We start from the raw sequence: 17,016 nt of genomic DNA on the forward strand, positions 1-17,016 counted from the left end.
TTCTCTGAAACTACGAACCATTGCGGGCGCGGCATCGAATTCCGCCGCGCCCACAATCAGCTGCTTATCCCAGATAGGACATGATCACCGAGGCAACCTGAGACGATTCACTCGTGTCCGGCGATGCTGCGGCCGAGGTCGTTGTCTCCGACGGCGTGGTGGCCGTCGTCGTGGTCGTTGTCGCGGCGGCGGCGCTTGCGCCAGAGAGCGGGCCGTTGGTCAGCGCCTGCACCTGGGCAGAGGTCATCGCGTTGATCTGAGCCGGCGTGAAGGCTTCGGCCTGGCTCACTGTCAGCGCGCCGAGCGCTCTCGTGCTCAAGCCCGAAACCGCGCTGGAGCTGAGCGCGATGATGCTCTCGGGCGAGAAGCCTGCCAAGTCATCCGGACCAAGGGCTGCGGCCTGAACCACATTGAGCGCGCCGATCTGGGTGGTCGACAGCATCCCGATCTGCGCCGTGCTCATGGCCGCGACCTGGCTATAGCTGAGCGCCGCCACCTGGCCCGTGGTCAGTGCCGCGATGTCGCTCGACGGCAGGGTCGAAAACAGCGCCGTCGTCAGCCCCTTGATCGAACCTGGCGTGATAGCCGCGAACTCCTCGGTCGATAGCGTCTGCAGCTGGCCACTCGTCAATCCTGCAAGCCCGGTCGAGCTCAGGGCCGCGATCTGGTCGGTGGAGAAGGTGCTGAACTGATCTGTGCTCAGCGCGTGAATCTGATCGCTGGTCAGGCCTGAAACCCCAGAACTTCCCAGAGCCGCGATCTCCTCGGTGGAGAGTGATGCGATGAAGTCCGTCGACAGTCCCTTCATGGCGCCAGAGCTGATCGCCGCCAACTTGGCGGGTGTCAGTGCGTCCAGGCTGGACGAAGTCAGACCCTTCAGCGCATCCGAACTGAGTGCCGCGATCTGGCTTGTGGACAGCCTTTCCATCTGGTCGACGTTGAGCGCGCCGGCCTGGGTGCTGCTCAAGCCGGCAATCCCCTTCGCGCTTAGCGCCGCCACCTGCTCGACCGACAGCACGGCGATATCGCCGGTGCTGAGCGCTGCGACTTGGGCCGTGCCCAGCGCTCCGATCTGGCTTGTCGACAGCATCTCGACCTGGCTTGTGCTTAAGGCAGCGATCTGGGCGGTGGAAAGACCGGCAATGCCGGCTGTGCTCAGCGCGCCGATCTGCTCGGCCGAAAGCGAAGCGATCGTCGCCGGTGACAGCCCGGAGATCGCAGCAGAGCTGATCGCGGCGATATCGGCCGTCGAGAAGCTGTCGAGATCATCCGTTCCGAGTGCCGCGATCTGCTTGGAGCTCAGCGCGCCCACCTGCAGGCTGGTCAGCGCTTCTGCCTGATCGACGCTGAGTGCGGCGATCTGGTCGGTGCTGAGGCCGGCGATGCCTGCGGTGCTCAGCGCCGCGATCTGGCTTGGCGAGAGCGAGGCAAGGGCTGCTGTCGAAAGGCCGGAGATGGCCGACGAGCTGATCGCGGCGATTTCGGCCGTGGTGAAACTGTCGAGATTGTCTGAAGTCAGAACCGCGACCTGCCGCGAGGAGAGGGCACCGATCTGGATGCTGGTCAGCGCTTCCATCTGGTCGCTATGCAGTGCGACGAGCTGGCCGGTCGAGAGCCCCGCTATGCCTGCCGTGCTCAACGCCGCGATCTGTTCCGGCGAAAACGCGCTGATGTCGGCTGTGTTCAGCGCCGCGATCTGCTTGGAGGTCAGCGCGCCAACCTGGGAGGTCGTCAGTGCTTCCACCTGGTTGGTGCGCAGCGCGCCGATCTGGTCGCTGGTGAGGCCTGCAATGCCGGTGGGGCTAAGGGCCGAGATCTGGTCGCCCGAAAGCGAGGCCAGCGCTGATGTCGAAATGCCTGTTATTGCGCTGGAGGTGATCGCGGCCATGTCGGCGGTGCTGAAACTGTCGAGATCATCGGTTCCGAGTGCAGCGATCTGCTTCGAGTTCAGCGCGCCTACTTGAACGCTGGTGAACGCCTCGACCTGGCGCACGCTGAGCGCACTGATCTGATCGCTGGTCAGGCCCGCGATCCCCGCCGTGCCGAAGGCGGCGATCTGGTCGATCGAAAGCGCCGCGATACGGTCGGTGGCAAGCGCCCCGACCTGCTTAGAGGTCAGCGCGCCGATCTGCGCTGTTGTCAGCACCTCCACCTGGTTGGAGCCGAGCGCGGCCATCTGGCCGCTGGAGAGACCGGATATCCCTGCCGAGCTCATGGCGACGATCTGTGCGGTCGACAGCGCGCTGATCGCGGCGGTCGAAAGGCCAAGGATAGCGCCCGAGCCAATGGCGGCGATGTCCGCGGTGGAGAAGTGCGAGAGATCGTCCGTGCCTAGGGCGGCAATCTGCCTTGAGTTCAGGGCGCCGACCTGCAGGCTGGTCAGGGCCTCAGTCTGATCGGTGCTCAATGCCGCAATCTGGTCGCTGCTGAGACCGGGTATGCCCGCCGTGCTCAATGCGGCGACCTGGGCGGTCGTCAGTGATGCGAGGTCGTCGGTGCCAAGCGCTCCGATTTGCCGCGAGCTCAACGCGGCGATCTGGCTCGTCGTCAGCGCGCCGATCTGGTCGCTGCTGAGCGCGCTGATGAGATCGACAGTCAGGCCGGCGATGCCAGCAGTGCTGAGCGCCGCGATCTGGCTCGTCGTCAGCGTCGCGAGGGCGGCTGCCGACAGGCCGGCGATGGCGCCGGAGTTGATCGCGGCAATGTTCTTCGCCGACAGGATGGCGATATCGTCGGTGCTGAGAGCCGCCGTCTGCTTCGAGCTCAGGGCTCCGATCTGCGCCGAGGTCAACGCTTCCACCTGATCGGTCCGCAGCGCCGCGATCTGCCCGGTCGTCATCCCCGTGATCGCTGCCGTGTTCAGCGCCGCGATCTGGCTCGCAGAGAGCGCCGCGATCGTGCCGGTCGAAAGGCCGGCGATGGCGCCGGAGCCGATGGCCGCCATATCCTTGGTCGAGAAGGTTGCAATGTCATCGGCGGTGAGGGCGGCAAGCTGCGAGGAGCTCAGGCCGCTGATCTGGCTGCTGGTCAGCGCTTCCGCCTGGGCGGTACTGAGTGCCGCAAGCTGCTGGGTGGTCAGACCTGCAATCGCATTCTTGCTCAGCGCGGCGATCTGCGCTGTGGTCAGGGCCCGGATCGTATCCGTCGACATTCCCCCCAGCGCGCTTGACGTGATCGCGGCTATATCCTTGGTGGAGAAGGTCACGACATCCTCAGGTCCGAGGACCGAGAGCTGGCTGGAATTCAGCGTTCCGACCTGGTTGCTGGTGAGCGCCTCCGCCTGTGCGGTTGAAAGCGCCGCCAGCTGCTGCGAGTTCAATCCCGCGATGCCGCCAACCGAGAGAGCGGCGATCTGTGCTGTGGAGAGTGCCGCTATGTCGTCCGTGCGCAGCGCGCCGACCTGAGAGGAGCTGAGGGCTGCCATCTGCTTGGTCGAAAGCGCCAGGATTTGTGTGTTGCTGAGGGCCGCGACCTGGCTGGTCGACAGGCCGGAAACGCCGGACGAGCTCATGGCCGCCAGCTGCTGGGTGGTCAGTCCGGCCATGTCGCCGGTGCTAAGCCCCGCGACCTGCTTGGTAGTCATCGCGGCGATCTGACTGGTGCTGAGCGTGTGCAGCTGCGCGCTGTTCAGCGCGTCAACCTGATCGGATGTCAGACCCGTGATGCCCGCTGGCGTCAGGAAGGCGATCTGGTCGGTGGAGAGAACGCTGACATGGTCGCCGAGTGCTGCGACCTGCGCCGATGTCAGCGCCTTCACCTGTGCGGTCGAAAGCTTGGCGATCTGGTCTGTGCCGAGTGCTGCGACCTGGGTGCTCGTGAGGCTCGCAAGAGCGCTGGTGCTCAGCAACGCGATCTGAGCGGTGGTGAGGCCTGCAACCGCATCAGTGCCGAGGCCGGGCAAGCCTTTGTTGGTGATTGCCGCGATATCGGCGGTCGAGAAGGTCGCGATGTCCTCAGCAGAAAGCGCTGAGAACTGCAGCGATGTTAGAGCCGCCACCTGCACGGGCGACAGCGTCTCGATCTGCGACGTGCTCATCGCGCCGATCTGCAGGCTGGTGAGGCTCGCGATCGCGCTGGTGTTGAGCGCTGCGATCTGCTCGTTCGTCAGGCCTTCGATAGCGTCGCCGCTGAGGCCCGAGATGGCCTTGTTGGTGATCGCGGCGATATCGGCGGTGGAGAAGGTGGCGATATCATCGGCGCCGAGTGCGGCCATCTGCGCGGAGCTCAAAACCTTCACCTGCGCCGGCGACAAGGCTTCGACCTGTGCTGTGCTGAGAGCGCCGATCTGGTCGCTCGTCAGGCTCACGACCGCATTCGTGCTCATGGCCGCGATCTGGGCGGTTGAGAGCGTTGCGAGCACGTCCGTACTCAGGCCCGGCAGCGCTTTGTTGGTGATCGCGGCGATATCGGCGGTCGAGAAAGTCGCGATATCGCCGGCGTCCAGCACGCCAAGCTGCAACGAGGTCAGTGACATCACCTGCAGCGGAGACAGAGCTTCTACCTGCGCCGAGCCGAGGGCGTCGAGCTGATCGGTCGTCAGGCTGGCAATCGAGGTCGTGCTCAAGGCCGCGATCTGGGCGGTGGTGAGCGCCGCGACCTGGTTGGTGCCCAAGGTGGAGATCTGCAGGGTCTTCAGCGCGTTGACCTGGGCGGTCGTGAGTGCGCCGATCTGCCCCGAGGTCAGGCTGGACATGTTGAGGCCGGGGATCGCCTTGCTCGAGAGCGCGGCGATATCGGCCGTCGAGAAGGTTGCGATGCCGTCTTCGCCAAGCGCCGAGAGCTGCAGCGAGCTCAGCCATGCCACCTGCGCCGGGGTGAGCGCCTCGACCTGGCTGGTGTTCAAAACCGCAAGCTGTGTCGTCTTCAGCGCGCTGACTTGCGCGGTCGTCAGCGAAGCAATCTGGCCGGTAGAGAAAGTGGCGATGATGTCTGTGCTGAGACCCGGTATGGCCTTGCTGGTGATCGCCGCGATATCGGCCGTCGAGAAGGTCGCCATGTGATCGGCATCGATCGCTGCGAGCTGTACGGAGGTCAGCGATGCGACCTGTGCCGGTGTCAGCGCCTCAACCTGATCGGTGCTGAGTGCCGCGATCTGGCCGCTCGTCAGGCGTGGGATCGCCGTCGAGTTCAACGCCGCGATCTGGGCGGTGGACAAGGTCGGGATGATATCGGTGGTCAGGCCGTTTATGGCCCTACTGGTGATGGCGGCGATATCGTCGGTGGAGAAGGTTGCGATGTGCTCGGCGTCGAACACAGCTAGCTGAACCGAACTCAGCGCCTTTACCTGCGTCGGCGACAACGCTTCCGTCTGGTCGGTGGTCAGCGCGGCCAGCTGGTCTGTTCCGAGGTTCGCGATCTGCGCGGTGGACAGCGCCGCGATCTGCGCGGTCGAGAGCGAATCCATGTTGAGGCCGGTGAAGCCCTTGCTGGTTATCGCGGCGATATCGGCTGTCGAGAAGGCTGCGATATCGTCGGCACCGAAGGCCGCGATTTGCGCCGCGCTCAACGCCTTGACTTGCGCGGGCGTCAAGGCCTCGACCTGCTCCACGCTCAGCGCGTCGATCTGTTCGGTCGTCAGGCTGGCGATTGCGGCCGTGCTCAGCGCCGCGATCTTTGAGGTCGAAAGCCCTTCCAGCTGCCCTGTGCTGAAGCCAGCGATCTGTGCGCCGAGCGAGGTGATCTGGCTGGTCGAGAACGACGCGATCTGGTCTGCACTCAAGGCTTCGAGCTGGCTGCCGGTGAGGTTGGCGATCAGGCTCGTGGACATGGCGGCGATCTGAGCCGATGAAAGCGCGCCGAGCGCATCCGTGCTCAGTCCCGACATGGCGCGGCTGGAAATCGCGGCGATCGCGGCGGTCGAGAAGGCTTCGATATCGGCGGCGTCGAGTGCGGCGAGCTGCCCGGAACTCAGCGCCTTCACCTGTACCGACGATAGCGCCTTGAATTGTTCGTCGTTCAAGGCCCCGAGCTGCTCGGTCGTCAGGCTCGCGATCGAACCAGTGCCGAGGGCGGCGATCTGCACGGTTGACAGCGCCGCGATGGAGCCCGGGCTGAGGCCCGCGATGGCCTTGCTGCTGATGGCTGCGATATCGGCGGTCGAAAACCCAGCGATGCCGTCCTGGTTGAGAACGGCAAGCTGGTCGGAGGTAAGTGCCTTGACCTGCTGCGGCGTGAAGGCTTCTACCTGTTCGGGGCTGAGAGCTCCGATCTGTTCGGTTGTGAGGCTCGCCAGCGCGCTGGAGCTGAGCGAGGCGATATGGGCTGGCGAGAACGCTTCGATCTGGCCGATATCGAGCGAGGCGAGCTGCGCCGTCGTCAGCGTGTTCGCCTGGGCCGTCGTCAGCGCCGCGATCTGTTCGGGCGACAAGGCCGACAGGTTCAAGCCCTTCATGGCCTTGGTGTTGATCGCGGCAATATCCTCGAGCGACAGCATGGCTATGTCATCGGGTCCGAGCGCTGCCAGTTGCGCAGACGTCATTGCCGCCATCTGCGCCGGTGAAAACGCTTCGACCTGGTCGGCGCTCAATGCGCCGATCTGGCTGCTCGTCATCGACGCGACAGCGCTCGTGTTCAAGGCTGCGATCTGATCGGGAGAAAGAGCCGCGAGTGCCGCCGTCCCGAGACCCTGGATGGCCTTGGTGATGGCGGCGATATCGGCGGTCGAAAAGGTCGCGATATCCTCGGGGCTGAGTGCCGCGAGCTGCGCGGTGGACAGCGCCTTGATCTGGTTCGGGGTCAGGGCTTCCGACTGCTCGGTCGTCAAGGCGCTCAGCTGCGACGTGGTCAGGGCGGAGACCTGGACGGATGTCAGGCTCTCGATGGCATATTTGTTGAGCGCGTGCAGCTGATCGAAGGTGAAGCCGACGATGGAAGTCTTAGCGATTGCGCTGAGCTGCTGCGAGTTCATCGCCTCGACGTCCTCGACGTCGAGCGCCGCGATCTGAGAGGACGATAGGGCCTTGACCTGGGCCGTGGATAGCGACGCGATGTCGTCGGTTGTCCATGCTGCGACCGCCGCGGACGAGAGGGATCTGATCTGCGTTATCGTCAGCGTGGATGCAACCGTCGTCATGCTCATCAATCCCAAGTGTTCAAATGGCGTCAATAAAAAGCCGGGTCGAAATTCCGATACCGAACGGCAGGCGGCTTCCGGCCCCAAGGTCTGAATGAAGAATCGGTCACCCAAGCCCGCGCAGCTATGAGCCGCAGAGTAGGTTGTGTGGCTTGTCCGAACCTGAAATTGTAGGTGGTCTCCCCCCAACAGATAGGTGCCCGCTGTCGACAAGAAGGCTAGGTCGCCGGCCTTGCCCGCAGCTGGTGTCGTGCTGCGTCTTAGCGCGGGCACTATCAGCGACTGCGAAAATGCAAGAGGCCGGTGATTTCACACATGTCCAAAATTATCACGAGATTGTCACATGCCGGAATCATGGCTCCACTACACGGCGACGCAAAGCGAATAGGATTTGCGCATGCCAAAAAGTGGACGAATGAACGTGTATGGGACGGTTCTCTCCGTACCCTGCATCTTTACCGAGAACGATAACGGCGGAACGATCCGCGGATGTCCGCGATTCCTCGCGCTCGTGGCCGGAAAACAGAGTATCCGACTGCTCGATACGATTAGCGGCAGATCCACGCCGATCGCACTTCACCGCATCGATCGACGCGGCAGAGCCCGGTTTCGCTGGCTCTGACGTCACGTTGAGACCGGGGCTTTTCTGTCTAAAGCGCGGTGCCTCCCGCAAGCGCGACCGGTCACGACAAGGATGATTTTCACCGCCTCGACCTTTCCTATGCTGCATTGCACTCTAGCTGATGTCGTATGGAACGTTTCATTCTCCACTTTCAGGAGGCAACAGCGTGGCTGCCCGCTTGGCTTGTAAGCATCGGTGTCCTTGCCGCTGCACTGGCCATGGGCTTGATGATCCATCGTCTCGCTTTTCGCTTTCTGAGCGGCGTGGTCGAAACGCGGGATTTGTTCTGGCGATCGCTGGTCTCGCGCGGCCGCCGGCCGCTTAGGCTCAGCATTCTGACCCTCACGCTGTCGCTCGGCGCCACGATCGCGCCGCTAACGACGCCGCAGGCGGAGTTCATCCGCCACATCCTGCTCTTGGGTTTCATCGCCGTCGTCGGCTGGATCACCAAGACCACGCTGCACATCTGGATGACGGTCTATCTGCGTCGCTTCAAGCTCGACGCCGAAGACAATCTGCTGGCTCGTACCCACGTCACCCAATCGCGCATCGGCGAGCGTATCGCCGCCTTCATGATCGTCGCGATCACCATCGCGGCAGGGTTGATGACCTTTCCGGCCGTGCAGCAATATGGCGTCAGCCTGCTCGCCTCGGCGGGCGTTGCCGGCATCGTGCTCGGCCTCGCCTTGCAGCCGGTATTAAAGAATGTCTTTGCCGGCATCCAGCTTGCGATCACGCAGCCTATCCGCATAGACGACGCGTTGATCGTTGAAGGCGAGTGGGGCAATGTGGAGGAGATCACGTCTACTTATGTCGTGGTCAAGCTCTGGGATTGGCGAAGGTTGATCCTGCCGCTCAGCTATTTCATCGAGAACCCTTTCCAGAACTGGACACGGGAGAGCTCCTCGCTGATCGGTACCGTCATGATCTTTCTCGATTATTCGGTGCCGGTTTCCGTTATCCGCACGAAGGTCGAGGAAATAGCCGCCGCCTCCAAGCTGTGGGACAAGCGGGTGGTCGCCGTGCAGGTCACCGATTTCCGCGAAAACGTCATGGAAATCCGCATCCTCATCTCGGCCTCCAATGCGCCGAAGACCTTCGACCTGCGCTGCGAGATGCGCGAGAAGATCATCGACTTCGTGCAGCGCGAATATCCGGCAAGCTTGCCGCGCGTGAGGGCCGAGGGGGCGGCCAACCTCAATGGCGTGATGGGAGCCGAAGCGGCGGTTCGGGCCTCGGCGCAATCCTGACTGCTGGGGGCCGCGCTAGGGGTCAGACCCATTGCTTCAGCTGCATGCGGGCCGCTCTCCGCAGTCGGCTCATGGCGGGCATGTCTCCCGACAGCGCGTCGCTCAGCGCTTCATCCGTCGTGTCGGATCGAACCGAGGTTCGGGCCTGAAGGAACGCAGCGGAATCGGCGCTCCCCTTGTCGCTGGAATAGGCGCATCTGTATCCCGCACGCCGCAGCCGCGACAAAACGGCGGCGTTGTATCGGCCGAAGGGGATGGACGCGTCCGTGATCTCGAAACCGCACACCTCTTCCAGCACGCTCTTCGACGTCTTCAATTCCTCGTCGAGTTCGGCCGGGGCAAGGCTCGACCAGTCGCGGTGGGCGATGCCGTGGCTGCCGATGGGCATGCCCATGTCAACAAGCGCGCTGATATCGGCCTTGTCCAGCGATCCCGGCTCGCCGATCCGGCCGGTCAGCACGAAGAACCGCGCCGTCAGGCCACGCTTGGCGAGCGCAGGTGCTGCGATCGTGAGGTCGGAGGTGTTGCTGTCGTCGAAGGTGATCGCCAAGGCGTCGCGGTCGGGGTGATCGGCGATACGGTCGAGCATGTCGTTGAACCGCGCGACACTCAGCCAATAGGGGGCCTCGCCCGGTTCCAGCGGCCGTTCAGGCTCGCCGATGCCGTGAAAGTTGATGATCCGGAGCGCCGTCCTTGCCATTCTCAGCTCCGGCGGATCGCCATGAATTCGGTCGGCGATTTCAGCGGCATCAGTGCGCTCGATAGCGCCGCCCGGTGCGCCGCTCCCCGCCAGCAGCGGATCGCCTGCCCGAGTGCAATGCCCAGCCTGAAGAGCGATGTCTGCAGTGCATTGTGGTGGCGGCCGTAGTAGCGGATGCGATTGGCGGTCATCAGTGCGAAGAGACGCGCATTTCGGCCGCTGCCGCCGCTTTCATGCATGACCTGCGAGCGCGGCTCGAACACCACCTCGAAGCCGGCCTCGCGAACGCGCCGGAGATAATCGACCTCCTCGCTGTAGAGAAAGAAGGATTCGTCCCAAGCACCGATCAAGTCCCGCAACCGCGCGGATACCAGCAGCGCTGATCCCGTCGCCCATTCCACGGTGCCGCTGCGGCCGTAGCGCGCCGCGCCGCCGATGACTTCTCCGAGACCAACGCGCATCGCAAGCGTACCTCCGAGCAGAGCATCGGCCCAGGCCGTCATAATCGACGGCTCGCGCCGGAGCGTTGGATCGACCCGACCTTCTTCGGTGTAGTTGAGCGGAACAACAACGCCGGTTGAAGTCTTTTCAGCCCGCTCAATAAGCGGTCGCGCCGCGTCGGGGTAGAGCCTGAGATCGGGATTAAGGATGAGCAGATGCGATCCCGGATGCGCCCGCGCCGCCGCCGCATTGATTGCAGCCGCATAGCCGGCATTGTAGCCCATGCGGATCACGGTCGGCGAAACCGGATGCGCTTCGGCCAGCTCCGCCGATCCGTCCTTGGATTCGTTGTCGGCGATCAGGACCTCGAAGCGGTCGATGCCGGCAAGACCCGCCGGGATCGAATCGAGCAGCGGCGGCAGCGCTCCCGCGCTGTTATAGGTGACGATAATGACGGAGAGCGCCGGCGAAGCCCCTTCCGTATCGCGCGTGATCGGACGATCTCGTTCCATGACTGCCAATTTATCCCCCACCGTTGATTGGCCGCGAAGCCACGGTTGCTAGTGAAGCTGCTTGCGATCAATGAGGCTGCGGTCAACGAACTGCGCCAGCGATCCGACGGTTTCGAACACCTCGCCGGTGAAATCGCTATCGTCGATCTGGAAGCCGAAACGCTCTTCGAGCGCGGCCGCAAGGCTCAGCACAGCGAAGGAATCGAGCTCCGGAATGTTGCCGAGTAGCGGCGTTGCGGCGGTCTCGATCCGATCCCGGTCTTCGATGCCGAGCGTTTCGATGATGACGTCCTTGACGGCCTCGAAGGTAGACGAATTCATGATACCCCTCTTAATGTTGCCGGCTACCCGCCGGTGAAATCAAATCAGACAAGAACTTCCACCGGCATCGGATGCCCGAGGAACGCCGTCGGACTGGCGGTCAGGCCATAGGCCCCGGCCTGGAAGATGACGACGAGGTCGCCGATCTCGGCCGGCGGCAGCATCACGTTGTCGGCAAGCAGATCGAGCGGCGTGCACAGACAGCCGACGACGGAGACTGCCTCGCGCTCGCTTTCCTGCACCCGGTTGCCGATCACGACAGGATAGTTGCGGCGGATGACTTGGCCGAGATTGCCCGATGCCGCCAGCTGATGATGCATGCCGCCGTCGACCACCAGATAGGTGCGCCCGCGCGACACCTTTCGGTCGACCACGCGCGTGACGTAGACGCCGGCTTCGCCGACGATGTATCGGCCGAGCTCGATCGTTACGCGCGCATCGGGCAGCTGCGGCCGGATTTCGCCTTCGATCAGCTCCTTTAGCTTGGCGCCGACGGGCACCAGATCGAGCGGCTGATCCTTCTCGGAATAGGGAATACCGAAGCCCCCGCCGAGGTTCAGATAGCGAACGGGCCACGGCGATTGATCCGCAAGCCCCATTAGCAGCGCGACGTTGCGCGTCAGTGCTTCGCACAGGATATCGGCGTGCAGGTTCTGCGAGCCGGCGAAGACGTGAAAACCGAGGAGATCGAGATCGGTGACACGGAGCGTTTGAAGGAGATCCGGAACCTGCTCGACATCGATGCCGAACTGCTGCGGCCCGCCGCCCATGCGCATGCCGGAGCCCTTGACCTGGAAATCCGGATTGACGCGCAAGGCCACGCGCGGCCGGATGCCGAGCTTGTGACCGATATYGGTGACGCGGGCTGCCTCGTTGGTCGATTCCATCTCGATTGTCACGCCCGCCGCAACGGCCTGCGTCAGCTCCGCCGTCGTCTTCCCGGGACCGGCGAAGCTGATGTTGTTTGCCGGTACCGGCGTGTCCAGTGCCGCCTTCATCTCGTATGCCGAGGCGACGTCGAATGCGTCGACGAGGCCGGCGAGATGCTGGACGACGGCCGCCATCGGGTTGGCCTTCACCGCGTAGCTGAGCTTGACGTCGGCGGGCAAAATCGAGCGGAGATAGCCGATGCGCGAGGTGATCAGGCCCCGGTCATAGGCGAAGAACGGCGTCGATCCGACACGCTCGGCCAAGCGATCCAGTGGTATGCCGCCCACGGCCATACAGCTTCCGACCGGCTCGAACATGGAAATGGAAGGGTGCGAACTCACGAACCTAATTGCTCCCTCAATAGAACCCGATCGAACTTTCCGTTCGGATTGGTTGGAATGGCACTCATTTCAACAACCTGCGACGGAACCATGTACTGCGGCAGGGTCCGGCGGAATGCGGTCAAAAGGGCGCTGACATCGAGCGAGCTGGCGATCGGGCTCGCGACCAGCACGATCCGCTGGCCGAGCGCGCCGTCTTCGACGCCGAGCGCGACCGCGTCCTTGGTAAGGCCGGTGGCGTAGGCCACTTCCTCGATTTCGGTGGGGCTGACGCGGTAGCCCGATGTCTTGATCATCTCGTCGCGCCGACCGACGAAGAACAGGAAGCCCTCCTCGTCGGCAACGACGGTGTCGCCCGAGAAGACGGCGAGCTCAGGCGCACGCCAGCTCGCCTCGCTCCCCGGCACCGGGCGGAAACGCTCGGCGGTGCGGGCGGGGTCGTTCCAATAGCCCATCGAGACGAGCGGGCCGCGATGGACAAGCTCGCCATGCTCGCCCGGATCGCAGCGCGAACCATCGGGCCGGACCACGAGAATCTCCGCGTTGGGGATCGCCTTGCCGATCGAATCCGGCCGGCGGTCGATCTCGGACGGGTCGAGGTAGGTTGAGCGGAACGCTTCGGTGAGGCCATACATCAGATAGGGAAGGGCTTGGGGAAACAGTCTGCGCAACCGATCAAGCGTCGCCTTCGGCATGCGGCCGCCAGTGTTGGCGAAGTAGCGCAGTCGCGCAGCCGTTTCGGCAGGCCAGTCGAGTGCTGCCACCTGGATCCAGAACGGCGGTACGCCGGTGATACCAGTCACCTTGTGTTTCTCGCAGAGGCGTATGACATCGCCGGGCAGCAAATAGTTCATCAAGACGACATGCGCGCCGGAATTGAACGCGGTCGTCAGCTGGCTGAGGCCAGCGTCGAAGCTCAGCGGCAGAACCGAGAGAATGGTGTCTTCAGGACCGTTCTTCAAATAATGGCTGACGCTTTCCGCGCCGACAATCATGTTGCGATGGCTGAGAACGACGCCCTTCGGCTTTCCGGTGCTTCCCGATGTATACAGAATGGCCGCCATATCGTAATCGACGGCGACGATGGATGACGCGGTTTCCTGCTCCTGCGAAAACGACGGCGCCCAGCCATGCAGGCGGAACTTACTGATGTCGAGCCCCTGTATATCGCCCGAGGCCTGATCGACGAGCACGATATGCTCGAGGGCCGGGTGATCGGCGATGTGTTCCTGCAGCTGCAGCAGCCGATCGTGCGATGTCACGAGGACGCGGACATTGCAGTCTGCGAGGATATAGGCGACCTGCTGCGGCCGCAGCAGCGGATTGACCGGAACGGTAACGCCGCCTGCCGCCGTCGTGCCGAAGATCGAGACCACCGTCTCCGTCCGCTTTTCGAGCAACACGGCCACGCGGTCGCTTCGCTGCAGGCCGAGGTCGCGAAGGGCGTAGGCAAAGCCACAGACCCGTCTCCACAGCTCGCCGTAGCTTACGGTTTCACTCTTGTATGTGAGCGCGGGTAGGTCTGCGTATTTCTGCGCGGCCTGGAGAACGAGGTGGGACAGGTTGATCTTGATTGCTGATTGCATGTGTACCTACTCCCCTACTACCAAGGCACGCACGTGAGTTCGCTGTAGAGATAGTCAACCTGGTCGGCCCCCAGTCTGCTGCTTCGAAACATCTTAGGTCGTGGCGAGCGAAGCGCGATCGACAAGCGTGGACGGGCAACGCCGAGCCTGTTTTCCAACAGAGTCATCGGGATGCCGAAGTGGGTCAGCAGGTAGCCGTAAACTTGCTGCGCGGCGTCCTGGAAAAGCTTGGGATCGCCGACGTAGAGGATCGAGGCGAACAGCGGCAGGCGCTTGCGCCGGTCTCTCCGAAATATCACATAGCAGCGCTGCTGGCCGCGCGTGACGACAATGTGGTGTGCGGCAGGCGCATTGGCGTGGTCGCGATAGATCTCAAGATCGCGTCCGTCGAGGCTGGTCTCGATTGCCTTTCGGTCGGAGATGATGCGGATGCCGGTCCCGATACGTGGCACCGGTAAGTTGACGATCAGTGCGGCGGCGGTATCCAGGTCGCTGAAGTTCAGGCGCCGGTTTAGGGGAACGACGTTGCCGCTCGGCGATAGGTCGGTGAAAGTATAGCCCTGCTGGCCAAGTATAGCCCGGATCAATCTCAGGCCGTGCGAGCGGTAATTTTCGTCAACGCACCAGGCGGATAGATTGCAGACATTTTCCGTGAGATCGCTGACGTGTCGCTCCGAATAGAAGGCGACCTGCGCGCCAACAACGTGCCCGTCACACATAAGCATGAAGCCGTGGTTCGGTGCCGTGGTTTGCCATGAGGGACGGATCGCGGAGGCCCATAGGGCGGGCGAGAGCCGGCTGTTCAGTTCCGCATGCAGGAAGTCCGCGACCGAGGCGATGTCGCCTGCGGTTATCGGGCATATCACGACGTTCCGTCCCGTCGCTTTCAAAACAGTGTTTGACACAGCCCGCCACTTCCTTTGCAACCACTCGAGACAATATGCTTGAAAGCATTGATGCAAGTATTACCCGTAGTGTTCATAGCCGCTCTTAAGATTGAGCGGTAGTTACACAAAAGGTCTATCGCTTATCCTGTTAGCTAACTAGAGAGTTAACGTGGCGAGATCGTATGGTCGTGGCTCAGCGTGTTCACCAGACGCGTATGGGAGGCCACCATTTCTATGACACAACACGTTCTAATCTTGGTCGAGAACCTTCCGGTTCCGTTCGATCGTCGCGTCTGGCAGGAAGCGCAGGCGCTCAACGACGCGGGTTATGAAGTCTCCGTGATCTGCCCGATGGGCAAAGGCCACAACGAGGCCTATGAGGTGATCAACGACATTCATATCTATCGCCATCCGCTGCGCGAGGCCGACACGGCCGCCGGCTATTTCAGAGAGTACGCGACGGCGCTGATAAACCAGCTCTATTTGTCGTTCCGCGTTCGCCGCCGGCAGCGCATCGATGCCATCCAGGCCTGTAATCCGCCGGACCTGATGTTTCTCGTGGCTCTGGTACACAAGATCCTGTTTGGCACCTACTTCGTGTTCGATCATCATGACCTGAGCCCCGAGCTCTATGTCAGCAAATTCGGCCGTAAGGATTTCTTCTATCGGCTGGTGCAGTTCTTCGAACGCCAGACATTCCGCGTCGCCGATGTCAGCATCGCCACCAACGAGACGTTCCGCGATATTGCAGTGGCCCGCGGCGGAATGTCTCCCGATAAGGTGGTTGTGGTCAAAAGCTATCCCGAGGCCTCGCGCTTCAGGCTGACGGAGGCGGAACAATCGCTCGTCGTTCCCGGCAAGCACCTGATAGGCTATATCGGCATCATGGGCGCGCAGGATGGCGTGGATACGCTGGTCGAGGCCATGCACGACATTGTTCACGTGCAGAAGCGCGACGACATCAATTGCCTGATTATCGGTGACGGGCCGGAATTCGGCCGCTTGAAGGCGCTCGCCGCCGAAAGACAGCTGGGCGACCGGCTGCGCTTCACCGGCTATCTCAGCGGACCGTCGCTGCTCGCGCATCTTTCGGCGCTCAATGTCGGGATCATTCCCGATCCACCAAACGATTTCAACGACAAGCTGTCGATGAACAAGGTGTTCGAATATATGATGCTCGGCCTACCGATCGTGCAATTCAATCTGCGTCAGGCGACGAACGACGCGGGCGATGCGGCGATGGTCGTGGCGGAACATTCGCCGCGGGCGCTCGCCGAAGGCATCGTCTCGCTCGTGGACGATCGCGAGCGGCGCGAGGAAATGGGTGTGCTCGGCCGCGCCGTTGCCGAGCGCAGCTTCCGCTGGACGGCCGAGGCGCACCGCTATCTCGACGCTTACCGAACCCTGTTCGACCGCAGATTGGACGTCAATGATCAGCGTCATTATCCCGCATCTTGACCAGCCTCAGGCGCTTCGCGCCTGCCTTGTGTCACTGGCCGAGCAGGCAGGTGTGAAGCAAGCGGTCGAGATCATCGTGGTCGACAACGGGTCGCAGGTGCTGCCGGTCGAGACCTGCGCCGCCTTTGCATCCGTCACGCTGCTCTCGGAATCTATTCCGGGGCCGGGGCCGGCGCGCAATCGTGGTGTATCGCGTGCCAGCGGCGAGATACTGGCCTTCATCGATGCCGATTGCCTTGCGGGCAATGGCTGGCTTGCCGAAATCGAGCGGCAATTCTCGAGCGATCCCGAGCGCTCGATCCTGGGCGGCGATGTGCGCATCGCCTATGAGGACACCAATCATCTGACGATGCTCGAAGCCTACGAGAGCGTGTTCGCCTATCGAATGAAGGAATACATCGCCAAACAGGGCTTTACCGGAACCGGCAATCTGGCCATCCGCGCCGAGGTTTTCTCGGCGGTCGGCCGCTTCGGGGGCATCGAGGTCGCCGAGGACCGCGACTGGGGGCAGCGCGCGCTCCGTCAGGGCTATCGCACGCATTATTGCCCGGGCATGGTCGTTTATCATCCCGCGCGCAAGACCTTCGCTGAGCTCGCGCAGAAATGGGACCGGCACACCGCGCATGATTTCGTGCGCATCAAGGCCAAGTCCGCCTGGCGGCTGCGCTGGGTCGCGCGCACGCTCGCCGTGGCGCTGTCGCCGGCCGCGGGCCTGGTCTCCATTATCCGCTCGGATCGCATCAAGGGTCTGCGGTCCAGAGCGCTCGCCTTCGTCGCGGTCGTCCTCATCCGTCTTTATAGGGCGGCGATCATGCTTGGCCTGACATTCGGCGGCAGTGCCGCGAAGATGAGCGGGCGCTGGAACCGCAAGACGGTGGCCTAGGCCGGGATCATTG

General features: G+C 62.9%; 10 protein-coding genes. 3 read left to right on the forward strand and 7 right to left on the reverse strand.

Annotated elements, in window-relative coordinates; all coding sequences use genetic code 11:
• Positions 1 to 64: 64 nt before the first annotated feature.
• Positions 65 to 7,072: a beta strand repeat-containing protein gene (locus AC1DOG_RS04755; protein WP_477926981.1), complete on the reverse strand. Its 7,008-nt coding sequence runs from the start codon at positions 7,070 to 7,072 to the stop codon at positions 65 to 67.
• A gap of 750 nt (positions 7,073 to 7,822) precedes the next feature.
• On the opposite strand from AC1DOG_RS04755, the gene AC1DOG_RS04760 reads away from it, so the two are divergent.
• A complete protein-coding gene (locus AC1DOG_RS04760) occupies positions 7,823 to 8,944 on the forward strand; it encodes a mechanosensitive ion channel family protein (RefSeq protein WP_477926982.1) in 1,122 nt (373 codons plus the stop codon).
• A 22-nt stretch (positions 8,945 to 8,966) separates the two neighbouring features.
• Here the strand turns inward: AC1DOG_RS04760 and AC1DOG_RS04765 are convergent, their stop codons facing one another.
• From AC1DOG_RS04765 to AC1DOG_RS04790, 6 genes are read right to left on the reverse strand one after another with little or no spacing between them, the layout of a single operon-like run.
• Positions 8,967 to 9,644, reverse strand: coding sequence for a polysaccharide deacetylase family protein (locus AC1DOG_RS04765; protein WP_113168274.1), 678 nt, complete (start codon positions 9,642 to 9,644; stop codon positions 8,967 to 8,969).
• Between the two features lie 2 nt (positions 9,645 to 9,646).
• Positions 9,647 to 10,597, reverse strand: coding sequence for a glycosyltransferase family 2 protein (locus AC1DOG_RS04770; protein WP_477926983.1), 951 nt, complete (start codon positions 10,595 to 10,597; stop codon positions 9,647 to 9,649).
• A 48-nt stretch (positions 10,598 to 10,645) separates the two neighbouring features.
• Complete coding sequence (locus AC1DOG_RS04775; RefSeq protein WP_112818893.1) at positions 10,646 to 10,918, reverse strand: acyl carrier protein; 273 nt, start codon at positions 10,916 to 10,918, stop codon at positions 10,646 to 10,648.
• 44 nt (positions 10,919 to 10,962) lie between these two features.
• On the reverse strand, positions 10,963 to 12,189 hold the full coding sequence (locus AC1DOG_RS04780) for a pyridoxal-dependent decarboxylase, exosortase A system-associated (protein WP_477926984.1): 1,227 nt from the start codon (positions 12,187 to 12,189) through the stop codon (positions 10,963 to 10,965).
• Positions 12,186 to 13,775 carry an acyl-CoA ligase (AMP-forming), exosortase A system-associated gene (locus AC1DOG_RS04785; protein WP_477926985.1) on the reverse strand — a complete coding sequence of 530 codons (1,590 nt, stop codon included), beginning with the start codon at positions 13,773 to 13,775 and terminating at the stop codon, positions 12,186 to 12,188. The genes AC1DOG_RS04780 and AC1DOG_RS04785 overlap by 4 nt, the downstream gene beginning before the upstream one ends.
• A 17-nt stretch (positions 13,776 to 13,792) precedes the next feature.
• Positions 13,793 to 14,680 carry a hypothetical protein gene (locus tag AC1DOG_RS04790; protein ID WP_183794325.1) on the reverse strand — a complete coding sequence of 296 codons (888 nt, stop codon included), beginning with the start codon at positions 14,678 to 14,680 and terminating at the stop codon, positions 13,793 to 13,795.
• A gap of 216 nt (positions 14,681 to 14,896) precedes the next feature.
• Here AC1DOG_RS04790 and AC1DOG_RS04795 point away from each other — a divergent pair, with 216 nt between their 5' ends.
• On the forward strand, positions 14,897 to 16,120 hold the full coding sequence (locus AC1DOG_RS04795; RefSeq protein WP_210297118.1) for a glycosyltransferase family 4 protein: 1,224 nt from the start codon (positions 14,897 to 14,899) through the stop codon (positions 16,118 to 16,120).
• Positions 16,092 to 17,003 carry a glycosyltransferase gene (locus tag AC1DOG_RS04800; protein ID WP_113198466.1) on the forward strand — a complete coding sequence of 304 codons (912 nt, stop codon included), beginning with the start codon at positions 16,092 to 16,094 and terminating at the stop codon, positions 17,001 to 17,003. The genes AC1DOG_RS04795 and AC1DOG_RS04800 overlap by 29 nt, the downstream gene beginning before the upstream one ends.
• The last annotated feature ends 13 nt before the right edge of the window (positions 17,004 to 17,016 follow it).

This window comes from Rhizobium sp. 01N48 (genome assembly GCF_056399145.1).

Bases quoted from the DNA above. Each gene is read 5' to 3' on its own strand.
- AC1DOG_RS04765 (WP_113168274.1), bottom strand. From the start codon at position 9,644: ATGGCAAGGACGGCGCTCCGGATCATCAACTTTCACGGCATCGGCGAG.
- AC1DOG_RS04760 (WP_477926982.1), top strand. From the start codon at position 7,823: ATGGAACGTTTCATTCTCCACTTTCAGGAGGCAACAGCGTGGCTGCCC.
- AC1DOG_RS04755 (WP_477926981.1), bottom strand. From the start codon at position 7,072: ATGACGACGGTTGCATCCACGCTGACGATAACGCAGATCAGATCCCTC.
- AC1DOG_RS04775 (WP_112818893.1), bottom strand. From the start codon at position 10,918: ATGAATTCGTCTACCTTCGAGGCCGTCAAGGACGTCATCATCGAAACG.
- AC1DOG_RS04795 (WP_210297118.1), top strand. From the start codon at position 14,897: ATGACACAACACGTTCTAATCTTGGTCGAGAACCTTCCGGTTCCGTTC.
- AC1DOG_RS04800 (WP_113198466.1), top strand. From the start codon at position 16,092: ATGATCAGCGTCATTATCCCGCATCTTGACCAGCCTCAGGCGCTTCGC.
- AC1DOG_RS04770 (WP_477926983.1), bottom strand. From the start codon at position 10,597: ATGGAACGAGATCGTCCGATCACGCGCGATACGGAAGGGGCTTCGCCG.
- AC1DOG_RS04785 (WP_477926985.1), bottom strand. From the start codon at position 13,775: ATGCAATCAGCAATCAAGATCAACCTGTCCCACCTCGTTCTCCAGGCC.